Origin of the sequence: uncultured Thiothrix sp. (assembly GCF_937876535.1) — a bacterium.
Taxonomy (GTDB): Bacteria; Pseudomonadota; Gammaproteobacteria; order Thiotrichales; family Thiotrichaceae; genus Thiolinea.
Genome location: NZ_CALFHZ010000020.1, coordinates 73,075 through 97,972 on the forward strand (window position 1 = coordinate 73,075; position 24,898 = coordinate 97,972).

Here is a 24,898-nt window from a genome sequence, read left to right on the forward strand (position 1 = left end):
GTCTATCAAGGTAGCCCATGGGGCTTTGTACTATGCTCAAACTCATTATCTTCTTAAGGAGTCCTGATTGTGAATAGTACAAATCGCCAGCCTGCTACCCGTGCCGAATTAGAGGCGCTCGAAACGGAATTAGTGAAACGTGAACAGAAATTAGTAGCTGATTTACAAGGTGCTCACGATAAAGATTGGGAAGAGCAGGCGATTGAGCGACAGTCTGATGAGGTCTGGGATGCTTTATTAATTCAGACGCGAAGTGAATTGGCAGAGGTGCGAGCGGCTTTACTACGTCTTAGCTAAAACTTGTGTACAAGGATTAAGTAGTTAGTAGTCAGAATTTAATAGCAGGCTATTTTAAAGTTTGTGCTAATTTATTGGGGTGTATTTTTTCTAGGATTAAGAAGTGAATCCCCGCCTAAATCATCGTTTTTTAATAGCTGCTTTAGTAGCTGCTTTGCTCGGTGTGTTCGGTTTTATCACCCGTGTTTCTATTGCTGGCTATACCACGTTTGATTCTAGCTTGAGTGAGTTGATTCGTTCTTGGCGAAGTCCCGTACTTGATCCGCCTATGTTAATAGCAACTCTCTTAGGCAACTGGTTGGTAGTGACTGTTGCCTTCACGACTTTATGCTTGATGCTGATCTATCAAAAGCGCTGGGCTTTATTCACCGCAATCTTAACCACTATAGCGGGTGCCGGAGCTTTCGTTTCTGGGATTAAGTCATTAGTAGAGGCAGGGCGGCCAGAGCTAAATCTTTATGAGCGTGGCGTCAGTGTGTATTCCTTCCCAAGTGGACATACTACCTTCAGTAGTTTGTTAGGTTTATGGCTGATTTGGTTTGCGGTACGTGGTATTCAAAAGCCTTGGGTACGCTTACTCAGTGTTTTGATCTTAGCGTTAATGATTCTAATGGTGGCAGTTTCGCGCATTTATTTAGGTGCGCATTGGCCAACAGATATTGCTACAGGCTTTTTATTTAGTATCAGTTTAGCGCTTATTTTTTCGTTGGTTTTTGAGCATCAATATACTGACCACAGCGCTGATTTAAGAGTTTTGCAAGCTAGTGTTTTAGCTTATGTGATTGCTGGGCTGATTTATGTCAGCTATAAATGGGCGAGTGCAATTGTGATGTACACACCCTCTACTTAGTCAGTTAGAAGTAGAAGCCCTAAGGATTAGGGCTTCTTTTTAAATTTTATACTTTTGCAAAACTCGGCAAATCCGCTAAAGAGGCTTTAATCGCTTCTTCGGGATAATCGAAATCCGTCAACTCACCACGTAAATAACGATCATAAGAAGTCATATCAAAGTGACCGTGACCGGATAAATTGAAGAGCAAGGTTTTTGCTTCGCCGGTTTTTGCACATTCTTTTGCTTCACGAATCATCGCTGCGATGGCGTGGCACGATTCAGGTGCTGGCACAATACCTTCACTTTTCGCGAACAGCACACCCGCTGCAAAGGTTTCTAATTGGCCAACTGAAGTGGCTTCAATCAATTTTTCATTATACATCTGGCTTACTAAAGCTGATGCACCGTGGTAACGCAAGCCACCCGCATGAATCCCTGGTGGCATAAAGTTATGACCCAGTGTATACATCTTCATCATTGGTGTTAAACCAGCGGTATCACCGAAGTCATAGGTATACACGCCCTTGGTCAAAGTGGGACAAGAAGTTGGCTCAACCGCGACCAAGCGCACTTGCTTACCGGCCGCATTATCGGCAAAGAAAGGGAAGGCAATTCCGCCGAAGTTCGAGCCGCCGCCACAAGGTGCAAATACCATGTCAGGGTAATCACCGACCAAAGCCAATTGTTTTTTCGCCTCCAAACCAATAATAGTTTGATGCAGTAACACGTGATTCAGCACTGAGCCAAGCGCGTAATTGGTATCAGGGCGGCTGGCAGCTTCTTCCACCGCTTCGGAAATCGCAATGCCTAAAGAGCCATTCGAGTTCGGATCAGCGGCCAAAATCGCTCGACCTGCATTGGTCATATCAGTGGGACTTGGGAATACTTCTGCGCCCCAAGTGGTCATCATGGAACGGCGATAAGGCTTTTGCTCGTAGCTGATTTTCACCATATAAATGCGCACGTCGATGCCGAACATCTGTCCTGCTAAAGCCAAGGAACTACCCCATTGACCCGCACCTGTTTCAGTGGTTAAACGGCGAATGCCTGCTTCGCGGTTGTAATAAGCTTGTGGCACAGCACTGTTTGGCTTGTGCGAACCGGCTGGACTGACGGCTTCATTTTTGTAGTAAATTTTTGCGGGTGTACCGAGCATTTTTTCCAAACGATGCGCACGATACAAGGGTGAAGGCCGCCACATGGTTAAGGCTTCGCGCACTGGCTCAGGAATCGGAATCCAACGCTCCGCACTCATTTCCTGCTTTAAAATTTCCTCGGGAAAAATCGCAAGCATCGCCTCAGGGGGAACGGGAGTGCCATCCGGCCCACAATAGGGTGCTGGTGGAGTGGGCAAGTCTGCCGCAACATTATACCAATGTGTTGGCATCTCGGATTCAGGCAAATAAATTTTAGTCGTTTGGGTCATGCGGTATTCCTCTCCTTCAAGCGAAGCCAATTAATCAGCCTGTGTTCTAACACCTGCTTAGAGCGAAGGCAAGACCCTAGATAGTAGTGTTCTCTTGAGTTTCAGTTTGTGGCACGCGCATGACTAAAACATCACATTTAGCATGTTTAGTGACAGTTTCAGCCGTCGAACCCATTAAGAGACCAAGCAAACCATGTTTAGCACTGTGACCAATCACAATTAAATCGACTTGATTTTCTTCTGCATAGGTGGTGATGCTGGAGGTCGCATAACCTTCGATTACTTCAAGTTTAACGGAAGAATCTAGATTCATTTCTTTAGCTAAATCAGCCAGTTTTACTCGATCACTATGGGTTTGTTGCTCTTGATTCGCAGGGGTTAAATAAATGGCTCCCACATCCCCAAAGGCAGTGACGCTCAAAGGGACGTCTTCAACAATATGCAGAATAGTTAAGCGTGCTTGATATTGTGTGGCCAGCTCTTGAGCACGATTAATACTGCGTTTGCTCACAGGTGAGAAATCGACTGGAACTAAAATATGCTGATAAGTAAACATGCTAGCCTCCTTGAGAGTGCCAAAGATTACAGTGGAAGGGTTAAGTTTAATAGTAATGTATCTAAGTAAACTTACCCTGACTTATGTAAACAAAAGCGCTAACTCTGAGCAAGAGCATACAAGTTTTGCAGTAGGATATAAGTGGGTTAGGTGGCTAAAGGAGTGGCCCCAAAATCGCAATACTATTATTCCATAAGCGCCGTGGCAGTCGCCAAGCCTGTACTTGCTTTAAGGTAACCGGTTTAGAGCCAGCTAAATACTCCTGTTGACGTGCTAAAATCTGTGCAGTCACTATGTCGCTATAAATCAACATATTGTTTTCATAATTCAAATCAAAACTGCGCCGATCTAAATTGGCCGAACCAATCATGCTGATTTGTCCATCGAAAGTGAGGGTCTTCGCATGCAGTAGACCGCCGGTATATTCATAAATCTGTACACCTGCTTGTAAGAGGCTAGCGTAATAACTACGGCTGGCTGCACTCACAATCCAAGAATCATTGCGTGCGGGAAAGATAATTTTCACTTCCACTCCACGGTAAGCTGCTGTGCACAAGGCGTTATGCATGCTTTCGTCCGGTACATAATAGGGGGTGGTAATAAATAGCTGTTGTCGAGCACTATGAATCAACAAGGTAAACATTTCAGAGACTGCTGAAGCACGTACTGTTGGACCCGTTCCTAGGATTTGTGCCCAAACTGTAGAGTCCAAACTAGTTGGAGCAGGCTGCTTCAGGAGTGCACTTAAGTCTTCACGCACATGCATCATCCAGTCACTAGCAAATAGATATTGATTTTGTTGTGCAATGGGTCCTTCAAAGCGCAACATCATATCCACCCAGGGGGCAAAAGCGGCTTTAGGTAAAAATGCTGGGTCGGCACAATTCTGGCTACCACAATAGGTAATTTGCTGGTCAATCACCACGATTTTACGGTGATTGCGCACATCAATTCTGCCCGTAAAAGGGGGGAGTTTTCCAATGGGTAAAGCTTGAGCGAGCTTGACACCAGCCGCTTGCATGGTTTGCCAATGTTTAGAATGGATTAAACTACGTGAACCCAAACTATCGACTAAAACACGACATTGCACACCCCGTAGTGCCGCATCTTGAATTGCCTCCACCATCTTGCTGCCATTGTGATCCGGTAGCCAAATGTAAAAAACAATATGCACATGCTGCTGTGCTTGCGCTATATCCGTTACCAGTTGATCAATCACCGCATTACTGTCAGCAGGCAAACTTGCACGGTTGCCGCCTACCGGTAGAAAGCCACTAATCGAATAGGCCAGTTTAAATAAAGGTAGATAAACATCAGGTAAATCTAAACTCAGTTGCCATTCGGCTTTAGCGGGTAATTGCTTTTTAGCACGTCGAAATTGGCGGGATAAACGCTGGCCTAGATAAACTTCACCAAACAATAAATAGGTTAACATGCCTACCAACGGCAGCATATGAATCACTACCAACCAGGCGATGCGCGTAGCGGGCTGGCGATGCGGGCGTAGCAGCACACGAATACTGGTCAGCAGCTCTGCTACAAAGAGTAGAGCTAAAAATAAATCACGCTCATCCGCAAACATTTAGAGTTTTTTATAAAAAAAGGTAGTGTCGCAAAAACCGCCTGTTGGCCAGAGTGCATAATCAGGAACTACCCCACAACGTTGCCAGCCACCCCGTTCATAGACGCGTTCCGCCTCAGGATTGGCGGTATCTAAAACCAATAACCGTTTACCCTGTGTTTTTGCACCCGCTTCAGCCGCAGTGAGTAAGGCTGCTGCGATGCCTTGCCGCCGTGCCTTAGGATGCACCAACATTTTGCTTAAATCGGCACGATGTGGCTGATTTTCAGGCTGGCTTAAAACAATTTGCACTGAGCCGAGTATTTCACCAGTTTCTGTTTCGGCAATCAAAACTAGGCGTTCGTCTTGCTGCAGACGGGTATTAATCTCCTGCCAATAAGCTTCTGCTTTAGCTTTCGGGAGTGGCAGCATAAAACTCACAGAAGCACCTGCCTCCACGCAAGCTATCAATAAGTCACTTAATTCAGCAATTTGTAGTTGGTTTAGAGTATCGACTGCTCGAATTTGAAAAGCCATCAATGCACCCCGCAGCAAGATAAAGCCTGATTTTAGCTAAACTCAACAGAATTTGAGACTAAGGTTTGTGTGAGCAGGGAATTAGAACTTGAGAAATAACTCCTCAAGTTCATAAGAGTTTTGATCTATTGCAGATCTAATAATGCAGTGTGAATGGCTTGCTCCACTTGTGCTTGATTGCCAACTTGATTCGCCAGCAATAGCACCAGCTTGGTTAAGAATAAACTTTCCTGCTCAGTCCCAACCTGATTAATCGCCTCTGCCAAAGCATCATAAACCACTTCTAATTCCGTTAATGGTAATTGACTCATCACTTTGCCCCTTGTCCTAATGCCCGATAAATCGCTGCTTTTAACTGTTCTGCTGTAAGATTTTTCCAACGCGCACAAACATGTTGATCAGGGCGAATTAAATAGGCTGTACCTGTTTGTGCGTCATAACGCTTGGCAAAATGACCATCTGAATCAGCTAAAGCCTGCCCCTTACCAATAGTCAAAATTTTCAGCGGAATACCTTGCTGTTCTAGCTCAGCCACTTGCTGCAAAAGGCTTTCAGGCACGGTTTGATTAGTGAAATAAAGCAAATGAAAAGCTGCACCTAAATGATCGAACAAATAGTCATTGGCGGCCAAGCGAATATTCTGCAGGGGCATCCCTTGCGCGGAGCCAGCCGTAAATTGACCATTATCATCATTGAGTGCATTCAACGGAGTTTCGTGATAATCATGCGGACGTGAAGTGCGCCAGTGAAATAAGGGACGGACAAACGCTTGGGTAAGCGATAGCGATAACACCGCGTCCCGCAATAAACGATAACCACGATCAGGTGGGGTCATAAAGCGGGTACTTTTGCTGGCTTCGGCAATAATTTCGCGCGCAGCAATAACCCGTTCGCTGGAATAAGTAGCTAGCAATTCTGGTGTACCCACACCTTTCAACAACATGGCGAGTTTCCATGCTAAATTCTGTGCATCCTGAAAGCCAGTATTCGCACCGCGTACCCCAAAAATCGGCAGCATATGGGCAGCATCACCAGTGAAAATAATTCGCTCGTGCACATAATCGGGCAAAGTCATCGCCCGTGCTGAATACACTGAACACCAATCGAGTTCCCAAGGCGCACTAATCCCCACCATATCCAACTGCGCTTGAATGCGGGTATGCAAAGATTCCGGTGCAAGGGCTTGCTCAGGTGTTTCATTCGGCGGCAATTGATAATCCAAACGCCAAATACCTTCTGGTTGGCGGTGCATGAGAATGGTATTGCCGCGATTCCAATCAGGATCAAAGTAGGCCAAGCGTTCAGTGGGCCACGGAATATCAATTTTAATGTCCGCGATTACGAAACGACCACTATAAGAGGCACCTTCCATGCGTAAACCTAGTTCTTGGCGAATCGTAGATTTCGCACCATCCGCCGCAATCAGCCAATCGCAACTCAAGCTATATTCACCTTCGGGCGTATCAATCTGCACTTCGGCATGATCCAGCAAGCTCGTTACGCCAATGACCTTACTGCCCCAACGCAATTCAATCAGCGGATTTTGCTGAGCTTGCTCAACCAGATATTGTTCCACATATTGCTGCTGGAGATTGTTTAAAGGCTGAAAGCGATCATCTTCATCATAAGGTGCTTCAAGACGAAATACGCGCTGTCCACGATAAATCGAATTGCCAGAGCGCCACGGATAGGCCTTTTCCAACATGCGCTCAGCAATGCCCACTTGCTGCAAAATTTCCATCGAACGGCGGGTAAATACAATCGCCCGACTGCCATGTGACACCTGTACTTCAGCGCTAATGACTACGACTGGCGTGCCATAACTTGCCAGCTCCAAAGCAGTGACTAAGCCAATCGGCCCTGCACCAACGATCACAACAGGATAGCGTTTGGCCTCACCGTTTAATTCGGGCGGGGTGCGAAAGGGGTAAATTTGATAGTCGTAATACACCGAATGACGTGGTGTATTGTCTGGGATATACATGAGAGCACTCCTCCATTGCCTGTTTTCTGCAGCTTAGCTTAAAGACTTCAAGCATAAGCTTTGTCCCTAGAAAAAAGGGACAAGATTTAAGCTGCACAAATTAAATCAGGCTCTGGTGGGAGCCTGATTCAGCGTTGAGGAGAGGAGGAGTTGGAGAGTTAATGCAAATTTATTCTTTAAGCCATTTGGACTGGTTACTCCAGCGCAGTACTTCACCATTGCCAGTTATTTTGGCAGTACAGCAGCCGGGATCATCCGTGAAATTAACTGCAATACTATCAGAGCCAGTAAACCAACCCATAAATGGCCCGCGCTGCCCGATCCTAATCGTCAAATTATCATGGTATTGACGAATCGTTGCTTGACCACTAGCCCAAGTACCACTCAAATTGTATTTAATTTCGGGTGGTGGCGGTCTAAGCGCTTCAGCTTGAGACATTGGGACTAAATAAGTAGCTGCCACTAAGGCTGCTGCTAAAGCAAACTTTTTCATAACCAACCTCGCAAATGACTATGTTTAAGTTGTCCGCTAGCGATTTCAGCTATTGTTTTTATTGGTCAGTGCTGACTTGTTATTGCTATGGTTTAAATTTAAGCCGATCTGCCTAATTTCTATATACCCTGAATAGGGGATAATGCTGCGAATTGAACCACTTAAATGAGGTAGTACACTCTGCTTGACAAATCAACTACACTTGAAAAATCCAAAGAAGTTCTCGCAAGTGCTCTAGCTCTAGCGGCTTGTATTGAAGCTTTGGGTTCGGAGCGTTTTTACCCACGTTTTTTTCAATGGGTGGGTAGTTTAGCGGCCTTAGAGCAATATATGGTGTTTGTGTTTTCACCAGATCGCCAAACGGCAACTTGTCGTTTAGCGCATAATGTGGCAAGCCCTGATTTAGGGTTGCAGCTCGCCTCACAATATATTGCAGGTAAGTATCAACAAGACACCTTGCTGGCTAAATTAGCCGAAGAGTTACTAAACAATCCACGCCGCCCAGCTTGTGAGCTATTACTCCGTGGTTCTTTGCCACCTGTTTATCGACGGCGGTTTTTCAATCGCCCTGAATTGACTGGTAAATTTGCTATTGCCGCACGTGACGAACATAGCCAAGAGCTGTTCTATATTAATCTCTATCATGCTGGCAAAGAACACAGCTTTTCAGCCCAAGAATTAGTGCAACTTGAACAGCAAGCAGCCGTGATTAGTGCTTTATTATTGCGCCATTTTAAGCTTGAGAGTCAACAAACTAAATCAATACACCTACGCGCTGCATCTTTATCTGAGCGTGAAGCGCGAGTTTGTGAACTCATTCTAGAAGGACATACCACTAAGACGATGGCGCGTATTTTGAATTTGGCGGAATCAAGTATTATTACTTATCGCAAGCGCGCTTATCAGAAATTAAGGATTCGTCGGAAATCAGAATTATTGAGTCTATTACCTCCGAATGCGCCCATAACTTAAGCTTTGGAAAGCTATAAAGTGAGTTGGTCATGAATTTAGCTTTTTTAATCGCTTAATACGTGTTTGTGTATAACAAATTGGTTCTAATGCGCGCTCACATTGACCGTTCTGAGTCTTACCTTTTTAGGGAACGCTAAGCGCTCAGAGCGGTCAATGACTTTATTGCTGCTCAAGTTAATAAGGATAAATCATGCCGCGTAAAGTTCTGCTCTCCCTTTGCCTGTTAGTTTTTGCTTCTCCTGCATTTGCGATTCCACCGCCCGATGTGGTTGCTTCTTTATGGCAGGCGATTTTGCAAATGATAGGGGTGGTCTCGGTATTTTTAGCAGGTGCTTGGATCGCGGCACGTCAATTCTTAATCCAACATGCACCAATCCTAAAGCGTAAAGCCGTATTTATTCCTGTGCTGGTTGTGCTGCTAATCCTGAGTTGGTTTGCGATTAGCCCTTTATTTGCAGCTAGTTCAAGCAGTGTAGCTACTCCAGTTAAGGGCGAGTTACTGCCGATTGAAACGGTGATTAAGCGTGAAACAGATAAATGGGTGCGCGATTGGAAATTAAAAACTGTGCACGAAATGGAGCAAGAAGCGAAGTTAACACGGATGGCTAGTCATTTACCTACGGTGCAATATCAAGATATTGAATCTTTTACCCCCAGAGCTTTACAAGAGTTACTGGCTAATCGTGGCAGTGAGCTTTATGTCTTAGATATTCGTGAGGCGATGGAGCAGTCTAAATTCAGTATTCGCCATGATGCAGTATTTCGCTATGGCGATTTAGTACATGATATTTTGCCGAAAAACTTACCTAAAGAGCGGATGATTGTTGTGCTCTGTCATTCAGGTTTACGTGGTTATATGGGGGCACAGTTTTTAAAGCATGCTGGGTTTGAGCATGTCGCATTTTTGCAGGGTGGCTTAGCCGAATGGAATAAACAAGGTTTAGCTGTGACTGGCCAAGCGGATTTTAAAGTCAAAGCACCCGCTCAACCTTCTCGACAAACAGCAATCAGTATGGATGCTTATAAGATTCAGGTTGATCCTGCAGGTACTAGTACCCTGAGCATTCCTAATTTGGTACAACTTCCTTACGAAACTGCGTCCACCGCCGATTTGCAGCCCGTATTAACTATCTCTAAAACCAAACCTGTTTTGATTGTCTGCAAAGAGTACGGCGGCTGTTTTCAAGCCCTTAATTTGATTTGGTTGATTGAGCAACAAGGCGGCAAAGTTGCAGGGCTTTATGATGAAACAGGGCAGCATTTACGTGGCCTCATCAACTGAGTTACCGGCTAAATACCAGCGTCTAGTCGAAGCAGCTCAAGCCGGTTTGCGCACACCGCGAAGTTTATTACTCACTGAGCCAACTGCTGAAGTTGCTGCTTTTCTAGCTGGTTTTCCTCATTCGACGCAGTTTATTGTGCGCAGTGCGAATAAAACTGAAGACGGTAGTGGGCATTCTCTAGCGGGGCATTTTTGGAGTTCAGAAGCGGTTAGCCGGGAACAGGTGAAGGCGACGATTCAAACCGCTTGGTCGGAAAATCAGCGCTTATTGACCAGTCTAGGCTTAGAGCAAACACCTTTACTGATGCTGCAGGAGTATATTCAGCATGAACTGGGTGGTGTGTTATTCATGCCTTGGAGCTTTTTCTCTGAATATGCGTATGTCGAGTATTCCACAATAGGAGTACAACAAGTCGTTGCAGGGGCGGCAGAAGTCGCTCTCATGGGTTTAGAGGCCCAACAACCTAATCCTTTAGCTTTACCGAGTGAACTGAGTTTTTTAGAGATTCACTTACGAAAATTAGCTAAACAGTTAGTAGCTGCTTTTGATTTTCCACTTGATTGTGAATGGGCTTATTCCAGTACTGAGCAGACGATTGTGGTGCTACAAGTTCGTGCCCAGACCCATGCTATTGGTTCTTGGCTAGCTTTACCTGAAAACCTAGAACACCCCGCGAGTAATTGGCAATTTACTGCACTTTCAGAAAGCTTAGGCAAGCTTTCACCTTTATCCTTTAGCTTACTAAAGCAACTCTATCAAGATGCTGTGCCAGAGTTGCAACGCTTAGGTTTTAAAGCTGCTCAAATGGATTTCTTAGCTTATCAAGTTGATGGTACGGTATTAGTTGATCCTAAACGTGAGAAACTTTTTTATACAGCTACTTTAATGGGTGGTTTTTGGCGTGGATTTAGAGGTGCTGAGTTTAAAACTAAGGCAGAAGCATTATTAGTGAGCTTTGAAGTAAACTCTGAATTTGATTACCAGCAACTTTCCAAGTTATTTACCGCTTGGCTTATCCAAACTATTTTGCAAGCAGGTGAGGGGCGCGAATTAGCGCCTCCAATTCATGCTTATGAATTATCATGGCTCAACTCAGCAGAGAGTTTAAGTCTGGATAATTCTGCTCCCCTCACTTTAAAGCTACGTAGTATTTTTTTACTGGAATTAAATAAATTAAAGCAGCAGTTAATAGGAAAAAAATCTTTAGTGTTTTGTAATTGGGGGGAGTATCAGCAGCAAGATTTTAGTCAGGCTTTAGTACGCCAATATCAAGCTGTAAATCTAGCAATTTATGATTATGCCCTGAGTCATACCCCTTCAGGGTTTCAGTCCTTAGCTAGTCCTAGAGTAACAACAGGGGCTGTTTTAAAGGTAGTTTCCAGTGCAACTCAAATGCCTAGTTTACCGGAGCAATGTATTTGGGTGAGTGCTTATTTTGATAATCGCTGGGTACAGCTGATTCCAAAACTTAAAGGGATTATTGTACTGCAAGGCAGTCGTTTAGCGCATTCAGCAATTGTGGCACGAGAATATGGCATTCCTTATGTGGTGGTCAGCTCGGCAGAGTTTTCCAAGCTGAGTTCAGGACAGATTGTCGAACTGGATGCATATCAGGGACACATCCAAATCCTTAAAGCTTAGCCATCCACATTCGATTGAATTTTTCTTCCGGTAGCTGCCAAACTTCCGTATGTAATTGACAGAGCATGCCAGCATCTTCAAGAATAATCAGGCGTTCTTGATTGCTAATCGCTGAAGGGCCACGTTTAAGTAACAGCTCTAACCATTGCTTACGATGTTTGCGTGTTGATTCTGGTACATTCGAGCGATGCGGAATGTAAGTCATGTGCTGACGCAAAGCGAGTGGGTCTACCACGACCCGAATAAATAGGTCACGGGTCGATAAGCTCGGATGCTGTTGTAATTTGACATAATTTTGCTCAAAAGCTTGCAGAATAGCATCGGGTGCCGCTTCATCAGGAGTGCGGAATAAAGAGCTTTGTAAGCTAGTCTGAGCGCTAGTTAAAACTGCTAAGGGGATGGATAAGACTAAACCGGCTAAAACCGGCGACATCCATAGGAAAGCCATTGGGTTAGTCATCACTAAAATACCACCCCAAACTGTTCCAAGCGCAGTAATCCAGCCGTATTCGCGGGCTGCATCCTGCCAACTTAAACTTCCAGCCGTGCGTTGTTGTGTACCCCAATTAGCGCGTTTACCACGTAAGATTTGAACCACGAATTTGCTGTAATACATCATGCGTACCGGTGCGGTGAGCATGGAGAGTAAGGTTTCTACTACTACCGAACGAGTTAGAGCAAATACGCCACCGAATAAGCGAATAGTGCGTTTGCGCAAAGCTTGAATCAGACCAAAAGTCTTGTAGAAGAACAGCAAGGTAATGGTTAGACCCAATAAAGCACTATTATCTTGGTTAAGCGGAATAAGAGTCAGCTCAGGGTAAAGCAAAGCAATCGCGGTCAAAATCAACAACCATGCTAGCCAAATTAAGGAACCCACATAAGACATAATCCCGCCCAAGAGCAGGAAACGATGTAAATGCGAAATACCTTGCGACCAGATCACCAACCAATGCTGTAAATTACCTTGGCACCAGCGGCGGTCGCGTTTTAGTGCATCGGTTAAAGTGGGTGGCGGGCGTTCAAAACTGCCTTCTAAATCATGCGCTAGCCAAGTTTCCCAACCTGCTCGATTTAAAAGGGCAGCTTCCACAAAATCGTGGCTTAGGATTTCGCCGCTTAAAACACCACGGTCACTAAGTTTAGGCAGATGGCAGTGCTCCATAAATGCACGAGTGCGCAAAATGACATTATGCCCCCAGTACTGACTATCACCGAGCCACCAATAATGCAGACCTGCAAAGAAGACTGGGCCATATAAGCGGTTCACGAACTGTTGACCGCGTGCATATAGAGTATCCAGTCCAATCGTATAAAGTGGTGTTTGAATCAGTCCCACTTGTGGATTGCGCTCCATCGCATCGACCATCCGCACTAAAGCTTCGCCCGTCATCAGACTATCGGCATCTAAGACAATCATATATTCATGGCGTTTGCCCCAACGCCGGCAAAAATCCATCACATTGCCGCTTTTCTTTTTAGTGCGATGTTTACGGCGACGATAGTGAATACGCTCTGTAGCACCTAAATCACGACACAGAGCAGACCAAGCCGACTCTTCACGTAGCCAATTACTCGCGTCATCTGAGTCAGACAAAATATAAAATTCGAAATAATTTAACTGTCCAGTCTGCTCAAGCGATTGGTAAATACTTTTTAAACCGGCATATACATAAGCGATTTCTTCATTATAAATGGGTAATAGAATCGCAGTGGTTTGCTTCGCGTTTAAACTAGGTAGCGGTGCTCCTGGGGCTGGGATAATTCGATAGGGATCACCACGGATCATCACCCATAAGCCAGTGACAGCAGTCATAAAGCCTAAAGTCAGCCAGAAAAATAGCATGCTAAAAGGGGCGATGACCAGTGCTTGCCAAAACCAAGGCAGTTCAGTTGGGAGGTTAGCTCCCAACCAATAACTGGCTAAAGCGGTTAAACTAACAATCGCTGTAAAAAAGAAACTGCGCCGCCATGTAGCAGCGCTACGCCAAGCTGGCTGAGTCAGTTTATCCATGCAGGATTAACTACTTCCGGCCGGCTGCAGTTTGCACTGGTTTCAAGCGCAAAGAGATCGCCTGTAAAGGTGCAACTTTTATACTGCTACGCTCCACTCGCGGGCCGGTTTTGCGGGCTGTCCAATTCACGAAGCGGCCGGTATTTGCGCTACTAACCAAGTGTTCGCTATAAGTAACACCTAATAACATTTGCGTTGCCTTCTGTGCACTTTGCAAAAAGCTTTGAATTTGCTCAGCCTCAGCTTTTGGCGGCTTAGCAGGTAAATATTGCATGGCGTGCTGAATAATTTGCTCACAAGTAGTTTCTGGCAAGGCTTGCAAGCCTAAATAGGCACGTGCACGCCGCCGTGCTAAAGCCCAGGGATCTTTCGAAGATGAGGCTTGGGGAACCGCTAGTTTATTCGAGAGACTCATTTGTTTTCCTTCGTGTTTATGTTCTGTTGTTGCCGGATTACAATGATTAAGTAATTACATTTGGGCAATTTTCATGCCACACCTCTAGTTTGGGATTTACTGTGCAGTGCACAAATCCCTCGGAATCGGATATGACCATGTTTCTGTCAAAGGGTTGCGTCCGTCCGTCAATTGGATGCTAAAAAAAATTGGTTTTTCACAAGTTTCTGGGTAAATCTGTGCAATTACTCGCCAACCTTTAATATAGGGATTTTCCTGAATCACTACTGGTTTGGTATCTGCAGGTCCATCCACACTCACCATAGCCTTGAGTGTGCCTTTAAATTTAGGCAGTTGATTAAAATCTAGAATAAAGCGAATTCGACCTTGATGGCCGGGTAAACCATCTACCGCTCGATTAGTCGCACGGGTCGCGACCACTTTACCGAGCTGATGCTCAAGAGGGTCTTCTGAGCGCCAAGAGAGACGGTATTTTAAATCTTGCGGTTGTTTAGTATTCGGTGCTGTCCAGTAAGCTACTATATTATCCACAATGTCTGAGTCGGTATGTAGGCGCAGTAAGCGAATGGCTCCTTGCCCCCAATCATTCAGAGGCTCTACCCACACACTAGGGCGCTGATGATAATGCGCTTCTAAATCCTGATAATGCTCAAACTCACGATCACGCTGAATTAAACCAAAGCCCGAAAGCTTGGCGACTGGTGTAGTTTGCAGAGTGAAATAGGGCACTTCAGCCAAAGGTTGCCAAAGCCAATGGTTGTTCTGTTGAATCAACAAGCCATCAGAGTCATGAACTTCTGGGCGATAGTCACCATAGTGTTGAGTGGAGTTCTCACCATGAAAAAACATGCTAGTTAAAGGTGCAACACCAATCTCGCTAGCTATACTAGTAGCACGGGGAAAAGTTTTAGTTGCAACTTCAACTTCAGTAGATTGACCAGGTTTCAGTACAAAACGACTGGCACCAGTTAAAGAGGCGCTGTCTAATAAAGCGCAAAAGACAAGGCTATCCGCATTTTTGCTGGGTTTCTCTAGCCAAAATTGCGTGTAATCCGGAAATTCTTCTTTGCCTTCGATTGAGGTATTAATTGCTAAACCGCGTGCCGATAAGCCATAGGTTTGATTTTGGCCTAAACCACGAAAATAACTAGCCCCTTGAAACACTAAGGTTTCATTCATCACACCACTCGCACCCGTGCGTCCAAGTTTTGACAAAATACGGAAACCAGTAAAACCCATCCGTGCTTCATCTTGTTCAAGATTAAGGTCTTTAACTTCACGATAATCAAAGTATTTGCTGGAAAATTTAATCGGCGTGGCTTGACCGTTTTCCCAACTATACAGCTGCACTGGGCGAATGAAGTGCATACCGGGATGCATAAATTCTAATTGAAAGGGCAAGTTTTCTTTGCGCCAAAAGGTTTGTTCGCCACGGAACCGGATACGCTGATAGTGGTCATAGGTGATCCGCCCCGTATCGACCTGCATCATTGGTGTTTGTACATAAGGGCTTTGTGCAGTTTGCTCAGCTAGCTTTTGCACAAAAGAATAACAACCCTCTTCAGCCGCTACTGACCCCGCGAAGAGCAAGCTAAAAATGCTAAAGACTTGAGTGACAAACCATGATTTTGAAAAAGCTTTCATTTTTGTTGGATGCGTGAAGTGGTGAACACCGATTAATTTATGAGCCCCAGTTTAGGCGGTGTGGATTGTAAATGACTTGTAAATCCTACACAACAGATACTTTTGTGCACTGCATCATTTAAAGGTATAGTGTACTCGCAGTGGGTTAAATGCCCCTTGATTCCTATTGAAATAACTCTGCAACTTAAGCTATGAAACGTGACCTGTCTTTAGATATTTTGCGCGGCATTATGCTGCTGATTATGGCTTCGGATCATTTTGGCGAGCCTATTTTCCAACATTTGTATGAATATGCAGGTTATGTCAGCGCTGCGGAAGGCTTTGTCTTTTTATCTGGGATGTTAGTCGCTTTGGTCTATAGCCGCTATCAGACGAAAGGCGGTGTAGTTTTAGAGCAGAAAGTCTGGCAGCGTGCCAGCGTTATTTATTTTTATCATCTAGCGGTTTTATTAGCTGTATTTATTTTTACCGTTTTCACGGTGATTTCAGGGGCGGATTGGAAAAGTTTTGCAACTGAAATGCAAGTTGAGCCTTTACGTGCACTGTTATCAGGCATTGTGCTGAGTTATCAGCCACCCATGCTGGATATTCTCCCTATGTATGTGCTGCTAATGCTGTGCGCCCCCTTAGCTTTGCGTTTAATGTTGCATTTAAAAGCAGCAGGTATCGCTTTAGTACTTTTAGGTAGTATTACGCTTTGGGGTTTTTCGCATCAAGGTGGTTGGCATCTGGTATTACAGCAGTTACCTAACTCAGTAATGGTACGGATGGGGGCTTTCGATTATATGGCTTGGCAATTGATTTTTGTGCTCGGTATGGTGGCAGGCTTTCTACGTTTTAGCCATCAAGATGAAACCACCGAGTTTAATAAGCCACTGTTTTTTGCTGCTTTAGGTCTAATTACTTTATTATTTTGTTTGCGACATGGTTATTTAAAACCTACCAGTTTCCTAGGTGGGCAATGGCTAGTGGAGTATCCGCATATTGCACGGGATAATATGGGCTGGTTGCGCTTATTAAACTTCTTAGCTTTTGTCTATGTAATTGCTGGTTTGATTAAATGGCATCAAAGCTATGGTATTTTCAAACCTTTCCATTGGTTAGGGCGCTGGTTAGCCTTTTTAGGGCAACATTCCTTACAAGTATTCGCTTTCCATTTAGTAGTTTTATATTGCTATATTCCTTTCCGTTGGGGTGACTGGGCTTTGACTGATCACCAGAAATGGGTTTGGCTGGTGATTTTCTTAGCTGGCCTTACTTTACCAGCTTGGATTCATGTTCGTTATCAAGCACATCAACGCCAAGTACCCATTAGACCTTCAGTTCCAGTTTTGCCTGCTGCTATTCAACTAGCTCATTGAGCTAGTTAAGTTCAAGTGGAAGAATGCAAGCATTAGGAATAGGGGGGGCTTGATGAAAGGCTTGCATTATTTCGAGATCGCTATACTCAGGATGCGCTTGGATTAATTGGGTAGCGCGCATAATTTGCCCATGCCCAAAGACCGCTATCAATCCTTGTTGAGTAGCTAAACGCTCTAGCATAGTTCGAACTCGTGCTAGCATCTGACTAAAGGACTCAGCACCTTTACCATCTTTATAGCTTGGATCTTGCTGCTGCCAGTAAGCAGTTACGCGCGCCTTGCGCTGAGCAACAGTCGTGCCTACACAAGATGCTGGATCTAAATAGGTAAACTCCTGAATCGGCCAGATTTCATATGGGACTTGGTAAAAACGAGTTCGTGTAGGTGCTGCTGTTTGGATAGTACGTAAAAAAGGCGAGCTTATTATCAAATCTGGCGCACATTTAAATTCTTCAGCCAGCAGGCGTGCTTGTTGCCAGCCTTGATCAGTGAGAGGGCTTGAACTAGGATCATGCGTTACTGCCCCGGCATTTGCAGTGCTTTCAGCGTGGCGGATCAGCCAAATGATAGTCATCGTTAAAGTTAGTATTAAAATAAACGGTTGAGGATAGCAAAAACACGGATTTTTAGCATTTTTTAGAAAGCCTGAAAAATATTATCTTCACTGCTAATTAAAATACTTCGATCAGGGGCGAAATTAGTATAAAACGGCAAGAAAGCTCCACCTAAAGCGCGTGCATCATTGCCAATAGTTCCGGCAGAAAGTTTAGGTAGAATTAAACCTTCTATATCAAGTTTTTTCATTTCAGCCTGAATAGCCTCGGTGAGTTGCTTGGTTAAACGGGCGGGTAGTAAACCATCAATAATCACCCCTTCAAAGTCGATTAAGCTTGCAGAGGCCACCACTGCATAAGCAATTGCTGCTGCTGCCGCTTGCATCCAGGTTTGGAAAATTTCGCGGCTCAATGAACTATTTGCAGCTTCATCATTGGCGAGTAGCTCAACTTCTAAATTCGGGTCAAGTTGATGAGTTTCAAAGCGATTATTTAATAAATAGCGCGAAGCACAGTTAATGAGTTGCACCGTAGATCCTACGGTTGCACTTTGTGCATAACTACTCGGCAAAGGCATCGAGCCAATGGCACCCGCATTATTAAAGCTACCCAAATATAAAGTGCGATTCATAATAATGCCGCCACCAATAAAAGTGCCGACGAAAATATGTAAGTAATTATTAAAGCGCTCTGGATTACCAAATTCGAGTGAGGCTATACAAGCAGCGGTAGCATCGTTGACTAGCCAAACTGGGTAGGGCTGTTGGGCTTGCACAGTTTCTTTAATATCTAGACTGTTCCAACGCTCAGTAATTGTATTCGGAATATCCGCTTCTTGCTGCCAACCACCTAAACCATAAGGTGCTGCAATGCCAATCCCAAGTAAACGTTGATGCTGGCTTGGGTTGAGCGTGGCAATCAAGTCTTTAATCCCATGATCAATCGCTGGGAAAATAAACTCAGGATCGGGGTAATCGTAGCTATGATTAATCCGTTGCAGAATCACCCCAGTAAAATTGATTAAGACTAGATCTAGACCCCGCCGTCCAATCTTCACTCCAATTGAGTAGGCACCTTCAGGGTTCAAAGCAATCGGTACGGCAGGCTGGCCGACTTTACCAATTTCATAGCGGCGCTCTTGTTTATACAGCAACTCATCATCCAGTAAGCGATTAATAATCACTGAAGCAGTTTGTGCACTGAGTTGAGTGAGGCGCGAAATTTCTGCTTTGGTCAGGCTGCCAGAGCGGCGAATCAGTTGCAGGATCAAGCGTTCATTGTATTGTGCAATGCCTGATAAATTGCTGCCTCCACTGGTTTGCTTCAGTTTCACAAAGTTCTCCTCTAGCCGTATCCCTGACTTTTTAGAAAAGCGCTGATTATAAGCTGTACAACGCCGCATGCAGTACTAAGAGTAGTCTGCATCTATTAATAAATCAAATTGAATTATTTATTGACAGCGCTTTCAGAGCGGATTAAGCTTTTTATCAAGCAGCGTGAGTAGCAAGCAGAAACGAAAACGCCGCCACCTATGAACCACTCGGTATTTATGACATTTGGAGGAGACTTACCATGTTCAAGAAAACTTCTATCGCTGTTGCTTTATCTTTAAGCCTGTTAGTTCCAGCAGTTAGCCATGCAGAAGGCGCAGTTGTCGGCCTGATCACCAAAACCAATACCAATCCTTTCTTCGTAAAAATGAAAGAAGGTGCTGAAGCTAAAGCTAAAGAACTGGGTATGACCCTACAAAGCTTTGCAGGCAAAGTAGATGGCGATAATGACTCACAAGTACAAGCGATTGAAAACTTAATCGCAGCCGGTGCTAAGGGGATTCTGATTACCCCCAATGACTCTAAAGCGATTGTTCCTTCTGTAGAAAAGGCACGTAAAGCGGGTATTTTAGTCATCGCTTTAGATACTCCTTTAGATCCCGCAAATGCAGCCGATGCTACTTTTGCCACTGATAACTTCAAAGCGGGCGAGCTAATTGGTCAATGGGCAGCAGCAACTTTAGGTGACAAAGCGAAAGACGCGAAAATTGCTCTATTAGATTTGAATGCTAATCAAATTTCGGTAGATGTTGCGCGTGACCAAGGCTTCTTAAAAGGCTTCGGCATTGATCTGAAAGATGCAAAGAAAATGGGTGATGAAGACGACAAGCGTATTGTTGGCAATGATGTCACCCAAGGTTCTGAAGAGGGTGGTCGTAAAGCCATGGAAAACCTGATGCAGAAAGATTCCGGCGTGAATGTAGTTTACACCATTAATGAGCCAGCGGCAGCGGGTGCTTATGAGGCGCTGAAAGCGGTGGGTAAAGAAAAAGAGGTCTTGATCGTGTCAGTAGATGGCGGTTGCCCTGGTGTGAAAAACGTTAAGGATGGCGTAATTGGTGCGACTTCTATGCAATTCCCCTTATTAATGGCGTCTAAGGGGGTCGAGGCGGTTGCTGAGTTCGCTAAATCAGGTACTAAGCCTAAAAATACTGATGGCTTAGATTTCGTAAATACAGGCGTTGAATTAATTACTGATAAACCAGTAGCCGGTGCGACTTCTATTACTTCGGAAGAAGGCTTGAAAAAGTGTTGGGGCTAAGCTTAGCGCGTCGTTATTGATGATCTGAGGAGGGTCAGGGATGGCAGCAGATGATTTTGAAGCCGTTGCCGCTAAAGCTGGCGGCACAGTTGCCTCATTTGAGGTTGAAAAACTAAGTTTAGGGGAGCGTTTACAACGCTTCCTGCATAACTACCCGACAGCAGCACCGTTGTTCGTTCTACTGTTAGCGATCCTAGCTTTCTATGTGATTGTGGGCGAGAAATTTCTCGCTCCTTTCAACTTATCGCTAGTGCTACAGCAAGTAACGATCATTGGGATTATCGGGGTAGCACAAACTCTAGTGGTACTCACAGCGGGTATTGACCTGTCGGTGGGCGCGATTATGGTCTTATGTTCAGTAGTGATGGGACGTACCGCGATTGAAATGGGTATGCCTTCCTTCATCGCCATTGGGCTTGGGTTTATGGTGGGCGCACTCTGTGGAGCCATTAATGGTTTCTTGATTACACGCCTACGCTTACCGCCCTTCATTACCACCTTGGGTACTTGGAGTATCTTCTTTGCGATTAACTTATGGTACTCACAAAGTGAAACTATTCGTTCACAAGATATTGCTGAGCAAGCTTCACTCCTGCAATTCATGGGAATTTCCTTTGAGATTATGGGAGCGCGCTTCACGCTGGGAACCATTACTTTAATCTTGCTTTTCATTGGTATGTGGTATGCCCTGAACCATACCCCTTGGGGGCGACATGTTTATGCGACAGGGGATGATCCGCAAGCAGCACAGTTAGCAGGTATCGATACGAATAAGGTCTTACTCTCAGTCTATATTGTGGCGGGGATTATTTGTGCTCTCGCTGCTTGGACCTTGATAGGGCGGGTTGGCTCGGTTAGCCCACAAGCGGGGCAAACGGCGAACCTTGATAGTATTACTGCAGTCGTGATTGGTGGTACGAGTTTATTCGGGGGGCGTGGCGCGATCTTTGGAACCTTGATTGGTGCGCTTGTGGTCGGTATTTTTCAAAATGGCTTAGCCTTAGCGGGTGTGGATGTACTCTGGCAGCAATTTGCAATTGGTCTGTTAATTATCTTAGCAGTAGCCACTGATCAGTGGATTCGGAGGGTATAAACATGGCTGCAGCAAACGCATTACAACCCATTTTGATGGGGCGGAATTTAGTCAAGCGTTATGGGCGGGTGACTGCTTTAGATCACTCTGATTTTGACCTCTATCCGGGTGAAGTCTTAGCCGTGATAGGGGATAACGGTGCGGGTAAATCCTCCTTGATTAAAGCCTTAACGGGGGCTGCCCCACCCGACAGTGGTGAGGTTTATCTCGATGGCAAAGTGACTAATTTTAGAAATCCTATGGATGGGCGCTCGGCTGGGATTGAAACAGTTTACCAAAACTTAGCGGTTTCACCTTCGCTGAATATTGCAGATAACTTGTTTTTGGGTAGGGAACTAAAAAAGTCCGGTTTCTTGGGCAAATGGTTCCATATGCTCGATCACAAGGAAATGCAAAGAATCGCACGGGAGAAATTATCTGAATTAGGATTACTGACCATTCAGACGATTAATCAGCCAGTAGAAACCCTCTCAGGTGGTCAACGCCAAGCGGTAGCAGTGGCACGTGCGGCGGCCTTCGGCAGTAAAGTCGTGATCATGGATGAACCGACGGCAGCCTTAGGGGTGAAAGAGTCACGGCGTGTCCTCGATCTGATTAAAGATGTACGTGATCGTGGTATGCCAGTGGTGCTGATTAGCCATAATATGCCACATGTCTGGGAAGTCTCCGATCGTATTCATGTGCACCGTTTAGGTAAGCGCCATGCTGTGATTAAGCCGGATACGCATACTATGTCAGAAGGTGTTGCCATTATGACCGGTGCGATGGATCCGAATGATCATTCCGCTGGAGCTTATGCTCAACCGAAAGGTGTTTAATAAGTTTCTCTCTCTCAAATGTGTGTTTTCCTCCTATGTTAGTAAACCTAGCGTAGGAGGCTTCTCAAAAATAAGGTTTTGCATCCCTGTCTTTCTCATCCAATGTTATCTATCACCAGAAAATCAACTTAAAAATCAAACTGCTATAAATCGAAATTCTTGATGCAGTGCTAATTTTAGTGATTGGTTTATTTTTTGAGCGCTATTTTTCGAAATTTAAGTAGAACTTAGCTAAGTTATAAGTTTTTTTTCAGTAATCTTCAGTTCATTATGTTCATTTTAGTCTAGTTCTCACCAGACTACAGTCTTCCCATCTATCTGAAAATGCTGCGTAATTAAATAGCAAGATGTTACGATTCATTTCAATGTAATGACTATTAATAATAAACAATCTTGATAAACCTAAGCATTACATTTGGTCGATTTTCTGGTCATTCCAGCTAATGAGTAAAAGAACTATGCAAACCCCAAATATTGTCACTTCAGAAGCTCCTATTGAGTCTGTTAACTCGTCCGAAATCCTAATGAATGCGATGCGCCGTGAATCAGTACCGGATAAAAACTTGGACATGATTCGGAATATTTTATTCGGTGAACAAATCCGTGAACTAGATCGTAAACATGCAAGCTTAGAGCGCTTTGTGCGGGTCTCTATCAATACCTTAGCAGAGGATACTCAACGTAAATTAGATGATTTACAACACAGTTTAAGCCTGAGTAATGATTTACTGAGAGAGGAAACTAAGGCGCGCCGTGACGAAACGCAGGCAGCCCGTCAGCGCTTAGAGCAAAACGAACGCTTATTAGATGATTTAAGCAAGCGTACTGCGGTTGCACAGACTGAACTCCATGAACGTATGAGCAATGAGCTAAGCAAATTAGATCAACAAATGGATGCTTGGCGGAAAGACTTGGTTCTACAGTTACAGGAAACGGCGGAGCAACTGCGTCATGAGAAGGCAGATCGGAAGGCCGTAGCGGGCATCTTAAATGGCATGGCTAAGCAATTGTTTGATGTAGAAAAAATCGAAGCTCTTTAATTCAATTTGTCTAAAGTAGGCGCGCATGTTGGTCACCGAGGCACTGGATAGTGATGACGCTATCCAGCAAACAAAACCGCAAAATCCTCCAGCAACTGAGCACTTAGATGCTTTAGAGCAGCTACGGGTATTACTGCTAGGAGCGGATTATCAAACCCTTAGTGATTTACGTCAGCAGTTATTGGATCGCGAGCGTTATAGTTTGCATGTGGCTGAGGTGATTTCTGAAGCATTAACTCTGCGTGCTCAACAAGATAATTCCTTAGCGGAGGCTTTGTCATCGACTATTGAAACGGCGGTAAGCCGTTCAGTGGAAAATAACCCGAGTCGTTTAGCTAATGCGCTTTATCCCGTCATGGGGCCAGCGATTCGTCGCTCGATTCAAGAAGTTTTGCAGCAAGCTTTAGAAACTTTCAATTATTTATTAGAGCAGAGCTTATCTTTACGCTCTTTATTTTGGCGCTTTGATGCTTGGCGTACAGGGCGTAGTTATTCAGAAGTCGTGTTATTAAAAACCCTGGTCTATCAGGTTGAGCAAGTATTCTTGATACATCGAGAGTCTGGTTTATTACTCCAGCATGCGGTATCGCCACAAGCAATTAGTAAAGATCCTGATATTATTTCTGCGATGCTGACGGCGATTCAAGATTTCATTCGTGACTCCTTTCAGGTATCCAGTGATAACAGTTTAAAGACTCTGCAATTAGCTGAGTTGACTGTATTTTTCAATCAAGGCCCTTATGCGACGATGGCAGCGGTTGTGCGTGGTAATCCACCTGCCGAATTAACTACGACTTTGACAGAGGTAAATGAGCAGATTCATCGACAAAGCTTTTATTTCTTAAAAACTTTTCAAGGTGACACTGCGGTATTTAAACGCTGCCTACCCTTATTGGAGCGTTGCTTAAAAACACAATTACGCTATACCAAAAAGTTTCCTTGGCTGGCAATTCTGGCATTAATCACCTTTACGGGAGCAGGGGTTTGGTGGTCTTATCAATATTATCAACACAAGCTCATTGCTGAACAGGCTTTAAGTGTTTTACGTGCTGAGCCAGGTTTAGTGGTGGTGGGCTTTGAGAAAACGAGTGAAGGCTATCAATATGAAATCCTTAAAGACCCACAAGCACGCGAGCCAGCCACGGTTATTCAATCTTTGCAGACGATGGGTCTACCTTTAAAGCTGCAGACCAAACCGTATTTATCTTTGGAGCCCGAATTTGTTTTGGCACGTGCCAAACAGATTTTACAGCCTCCTGCTCAAGTTAAGCTCAGTTTGGAAGAAAAAGCTTTAGTGGTTGAAGGGCAAGCAACGCCTAGCTGGCAACAACAGCTCATGCATACTGGAGCTTTAATTAGTGGGGTTGAATCTTTAGAGCAAAGCAAACTCCAAGTAATTGATCCAGCAGCAGAACAATTAGCCGAACGTTTACGGGTTTTAGTAGCACAAATAGAAACTTTAAGGTTTAGTTTTAGTTCGGGTAGTAGCGCACTCGAGAATGTACAAGAACATGCTCAGCAAGCGACCACTTTAATGCTTGACTTATTAAAGACCGCTCGTTTAGCCGGAAAAATGCCACAAGTGTCGATTAGTGGATCAGCGGATGAAACCGGTAGTGAGTTCACTAATGGGCGTTTAGCCAAAGAGCGTGCCTTAGCCATGCGTGATTATTTATTAGAACAAGGTGTACCAGCCGTTATGATTGCGGTGCCCAAACCTGATAATGGACATAGAAATGAGCGGAGTGTTCATTATCAGGTGGATTTATTTTGAAGCCTAAAAGC

General features: G+C 44.6%; 23 protein-coding genes. 11 read left to right on the forward strand and 12 right to left on the reverse strand.

Annotated elements, in window-relative coordinates:
* Positions 1-69 precede the first annotated feature (69 nt).
* Together Q0230_RS12430 and Q0230_RS12435 are read left to right on the forward strand one after the other, a co-directional pair.
* Positions 70-297, forward strand: a complete 228-nt coding sequence (locus Q0230_RS12430) for a hypothetical protein (protein WP_298610418.1) — start codon at positions 70-72, stop codon at positions 295-297.
* A 103-nt stretch (positions 298-400) separates the two neighbouring features.
* On the forward strand, positions 401-1,147 hold the full coding sequence (locus Q0230_RS12435; protein WP_298610420.1) for a phosphatase PAP2 family protein: 747 nt from the start codon (positions 401-403) through the stop codon (positions 1,145-1,147).
* A gap of 46 nt (positions 1,148-1,193) precedes the next feature.
* Here Q0230_RS12435 and Q0230_RS12440 read toward each other — a convergent pair whose 3' ends face one another.
* The 7 genes from Q0230_RS12440 to Q0230_RS12470 all read right to left on the reverse strand — a co-directional run bounded on the left by Q0230_RS12440 (position 1,194) and on the right by Q0230_RS12470 (position 7,686).
* Complete coding sequence (locus Q0230_RS12440; protein ID WP_298610421.1) at positions 1,194-2,555, reverse strand: TrpB-like pyridoxal phosphate-dependent enzyme; 1,362 nt, start codon at positions 2,553-2,555, stop codon at positions 1,194-1,196.
* Positions 2,556-2,631: 76 nt separating this feature from the next.
* Positions 2,632-3,111, reverse strand: a complete 480-nt coding sequence (locus Q0230_RS12445; RefSeq protein WP_298610422.1) for a universal stress protein — start codon at positions 3,109-3,111, stop codon at positions 2,632-2,634.
* A 154-nt stretch (positions 3,112-3,265) separates the two neighbouring features.
* Entirely contained in the window at positions 3,266-4,693 is a 1,428-nt protein-coding gene (gene cls, locus Q0230_RS12450; protein WP_298610424.1) for a cardiolipin synthase, read from the reverse strand.
* Positions 4,694-5,209 carry a GNAT family N-acetyltransferase gene (locus Q0230_RS12455; protein WP_298610425.1) on the reverse strand — a complete coding sequence of 172 codons (516 nt, stop codon included), beginning with the start codon at positions 5,207-5,209 and terminating at the stop codon, positions 4,694-4,696.
* Positions 5,210-5,334: 125 nt separating this feature from the next.
* Positions 5,335-5,520: a DUF2783 domain-containing protein gene (locus Q0230_RS12460; RefSeq protein WP_298610426.1), complete on the reverse strand. Its 186-nt coding sequence runs from the start codon at positions 5,518-5,520 to the stop codon at positions 5,335-5,337.
* Positions 5,520-7,193 (reverse strand): FAD-dependent monooxygenase, encoded by a 1,674-nt coding sequence (locus tag Q0230_RS12465; protein WP_298610428.1) that lies wholly within the window; start codon positions 7,191-7,193, stop codon positions 5,520-5,522. The genes Q0230_RS12460 and Q0230_RS12465 overlap by 1 nt, the downstream gene beginning before the upstream one ends.
* A gap of 169 nt (positions 7,194-7,362) precedes the next feature.
* Entirely contained in the window at positions 7,363-7,686 is a 324-nt protein-coding gene (locus Q0230_RS12470; protein ID WP_298610429.1) for a hypothetical protein, read from the reverse strand.
* Positions 7,687-7,947: 261 nt separating this feature from the next.
* Here Q0230_RS12470 and Q0230_RS12475 point away from each other — a divergent pair, with 261 nt between their 5' ends.
* From Q0230_RS12475 to Q0230_RS12485, 3 genes are all read left to right on the forward strand, one after another.
* A complete protein-coding gene (locus Q0230_RS12475; RefSeq protein WP_298610430.1) occupies positions 7,948-8,658 on the forward strand; it encodes a helix-turn-helix transcriptional regulator in 711 nt (236 codons plus the stop codon).
* 190 nt (positions 8,659-8,848) lie between these two features.
* The gene (locus tag Q0230_RS12480) at positions 8,849-9,940 is read left to right on the forward strand and encodes a rhodanese-like domain-containing protein (protein WP_298610431.1); all 1,092 of its coding nucleotides are present in this window, start codon (positions 8,849-8,851) and stop codon (positions 9,938-9,940) included.
* The gene (locus tag Q0230_RS12485; RefSeq protein WP_298610432.1) at positions 9,900-11,582 is read left to right on the forward strand and encodes a PEP-utilizing enzyme; all 1,683 of its coding nucleotides are present in this window, start codon (positions 9,900-9,902) and stop codon (positions 11,580-11,582) included. Before Q0230_RS12480 ends, Q0230_RS12485 begins: the two co-directional genes overlap by 41 nt.
* Here Q0230_RS12485 and mdoH read toward each other — a convergent pair.
* The 3 genes from mdoH to Q0230_RS12500 form a co-directional block, all read right to left on the reverse strand.
* On the reverse strand, positions 11,572-13,596 hold the full coding sequence (gene mdoH, locus Q0230_RS12490) for a glucans biosynthesis glucosyltransferase MdoH (protein WP_298610434.1): 2,025 nt from the start codon (positions 13,594-13,596) through the stop codon (positions 11,572-11,574). The genes Q0230_RS12485 and mdoH overlap by 11 nt on opposite strands.
* A gap of 10 nt (positions 13,597-13,606) precedes the next feature.
* Positions 13,607-14,011: a hypothetical protein gene (locus tag Q0230_RS12495; RefSeq protein WP_298610435.1), complete on the reverse strand. Its 405-nt coding sequence runs from the start codon at positions 14,009-14,011 to the stop codon at positions 13,607-13,609.
* Positions 14,012-14,107: 96 nt separating this feature from the next.
* Positions 14,108-15,655 (reverse strand): glucan biosynthesis protein, encoded by a 1,548-nt coding sequence (locus tag Q0230_RS12500; protein ID WP_298610436.1) that lies wholly within the window; start codon positions 15,653-15,655, stop codon positions 14,108-14,110.
* Positions 15,656-15,846: 191 nt separating this feature from the next.
* Between Q0230_RS12500 and opgC the strand changes: the two genes are divergently transcribed.
* A complete protein-coding gene (gene opgC, locus Q0230_RS12505) occupies positions 15,847-17,016 on the forward strand; it encodes an OpgC domain-containing protein (RefSeq protein ID WP_298610438.1) in 1,170 nt (389 codons plus the stop codon).
* Position 17,017: 1 nt separating this feature from the next.
* On the opposite strand, the gene Q0230_RS12510 is transcribed toward opgC, so the two are convergent.
* Together Q0230_RS12510 and Q0230_RS12515 are read right to left on the reverse strand one after the other, a co-directional pair.
* Entirely contained in the window at positions 17,018-17,590 is a 573-nt protein-coding gene (locus tag Q0230_RS12510) for a histidine phosphatase family protein (protein WP_298610439.1), read from the reverse strand.
* Between the two features lie 62 nt (positions 17,591-17,652).
* The gene (locus Q0230_RS12515; protein ID WP_298610440.1) at positions 17,653-18,903 is read right to left on the reverse strand and encodes an ROK family transcriptional regulator; all 1,251 of its coding nucleotides are present in this window, start codon (positions 18,901-18,903) and stop codon (positions 17,653-17,655) included.
* A gap of 239 nt (positions 18,904-19,142) precedes the next feature.
* Between Q0230_RS12515 and Q0230_RS12520 the strand changes: the two genes are divergently transcribed.
* From Q0230_RS12520 to Q0230_RS12540, 5 genes are all read left to right on the forward strand, one after another.
* Positions 19,143-20,162: a sugar ABC transporter substrate-binding protein gene (locus tag Q0230_RS12520; RefSeq protein WP_298610441.1), complete on the forward strand. Its 1,020-nt coding sequence runs from the start codon at positions 19,143-19,145 to the stop codon at positions 20,160-20,162.
* Between the two features lie 40 nt (positions 20,163-20,202).
* Complete coding sequence (locus tag Q0230_RS12525; RefSeq protein ID WP_298610442.1) at positions 20,203-21,255, forward strand: ABC transporter permease; 1,053 nt, start codon at positions 20,203-20,205, stop codon at positions 21,253-21,255.
* 2 nt (positions 21,256-21,257) lie between these two features.
* The gene (locus Q0230_RS12530) at positions 21,258-22,073 is read left to right on the forward strand and encodes an ATP-binding cassette domain-containing protein (RefSeq protein ID WP_298610443.1); all 816 of its coding nucleotides are present in this window, start codon (positions 21,258-21,260) and stop codon (positions 22,071-22,073) included.
* A 458-nt stretch (positions 22,074-22,531) separates the two neighbouring features.
* Positions 22,532-23,113, forward strand: coding sequence for a hypothetical protein (locus Q0230_RS12535; protein ID WP_298610444.1), 582 nt, complete (start codon positions 22,532-22,534; stop codon positions 23,111-23,113).
* A gap of 25 nt (positions 23,114-23,138) precedes the next feature.
* Complete coding sequence (locus tag Q0230_RS12540; protein WP_298610446.1) at positions 23,139-24,887, forward strand: OmpA family protein; 1,749 nt, start codon at positions 23,139-23,141, stop codon at positions 24,885-24,887.
* The last annotated feature ends 11 nt before the right edge of the window (positions 24,888-24,898 follow it).

Excerpts from the sequence above, each read along its gene's own strand:
- Q0230_RS12440 (WP_298610421.1), bottom strand. The coding sequence starts at position 2,555 with ATGACCCAAACGACTAAAATTTATTTGCCTGAATCCGAGATGCCAACA.
- Q0230_RS12445 (WP_298610422.1), bottom strand. The coding sequence starts at position 3,111 with ATGTTTACTTATCAGCATATTTTAGTTCCAGTCGATTTCTCACCTGTG.
- cls (WP_298610424.1), bottom strand. The coding sequence starts at position 4,693 with ATGTTTGCGGATGAGCGTGATTTATTTTTAGCTCTACTCTTTGTAGCA.
- Q0230_RS12455 (WP_298610425.1), bottom strand. The coding sequence starts at position 5,209 with ATGGCTTTTCAAATTCGAGCAGTCGATACTCTAAACCAACTACAAATT.
- Q0230_RS12460 (WP_298610426.1), bottom strand. The coding sequence starts at position 5,520 with ATGAGTCAATTACCATTAACGGAATTAGAAGTGGTTTATGATGCTTTG.
- Q0230_RS12465 (WP_298610428.1), bottom strand. The coding sequence starts at position 7,193 with ATGTATATCCCAGACAATACACCACGTCATTCGGTGTATTACGACTAT.
- Q0230_RS12470 (WP_298610429.1), bottom strand. The coding sequence starts at position 7,686 with ATGAAAAAGTTTGCTTTAGCAGCAGCCTTAGTGGCAGCTACTTATTTA.
- Q0230_RS12480 (WP_298610431.1), top strand. The coding sequence starts at position 8,849 with ATGCCGCGTAAAGTTCTGCTCTCCCTTTGCCTGTTAGTTTTTGCTTCT.
- Q0230_RS12485 (WP_298610432.1), top strand. The coding sequence starts at position 9,900 with ATGATGAAACAGGGCAGCATTTACGTGGCCTCATCAACTGAGTTACCG.
- mdoH (WP_298610434.1), bottom strand. The coding sequence starts at position 13,596 with ATGGATAAACTGACTCAGCCAGCTTGGCGTAGCGCTGCTACATGGCGG.
- Q0230_RS12495 (WP_298610435.1), bottom strand. The coding sequence starts at position 14,011 with ATGAGTCTCTCGAATAAACTAGCGGTTCCCCAAGCCTCATCTTCGAAA.
- Q0230_RS12500 (WP_298610436.1), bottom strand. The coding sequence starts at position 15,655 with ATGAAAGCTTTTTCAAAATCATGGTTTGTCACTCAAGTCTTTAGCATT.
- opgC (WP_298610438.1), top strand. The coding sequence starts at position 15,847 with ATGAAACGTGACCTGTCTTTAGATATTTTGCGCGGCATTATGCTGCTG.
- Q0230_RS12510 (WP_298610439.1), bottom strand. The coding sequence starts at position 17,590 with ATGACTATCATTTGGCTGATCCGCCACGCTGAAAGCACTGCAAATGCC.
- Q0230_RS12520 (WP_298610441.1), top strand. The coding sequence starts at position 19,143 with ATGTTCAAGAAAACTTCTATCGCTGTTGCTTTATCTTTAAGCCTGTTA.
- Q0230_RS12525 (WP_298610442.1), top strand. The coding sequence starts at position 20,203 with ATGGCAGCAGATGATTTTGAAGCCGTTGCCGCTAAAGCTGGCGGCACA.
- Q0230_RS12530 (WP_298610443.1), top strand. The coding sequence starts at position 21,258 with ATGGCTGCAGCAAACGCATTACAACCCATTTTGATGGGGCGGAATTTA.
- Q0230_RS12535 (WP_298610444.1), top strand. The coding sequence starts at position 22,532 with ATGCAAACCCCAAATATTGTCACTTCAGAAGCTCCTATTGAGTCTGTT.
- Q0230_RS12540 (WP_298610446.1), top strand. The coding sequence starts at position 23,139 with ATGTTGGTCACCGAGGCACTGGATAGTGATGACGCTATCCAGCAAACA.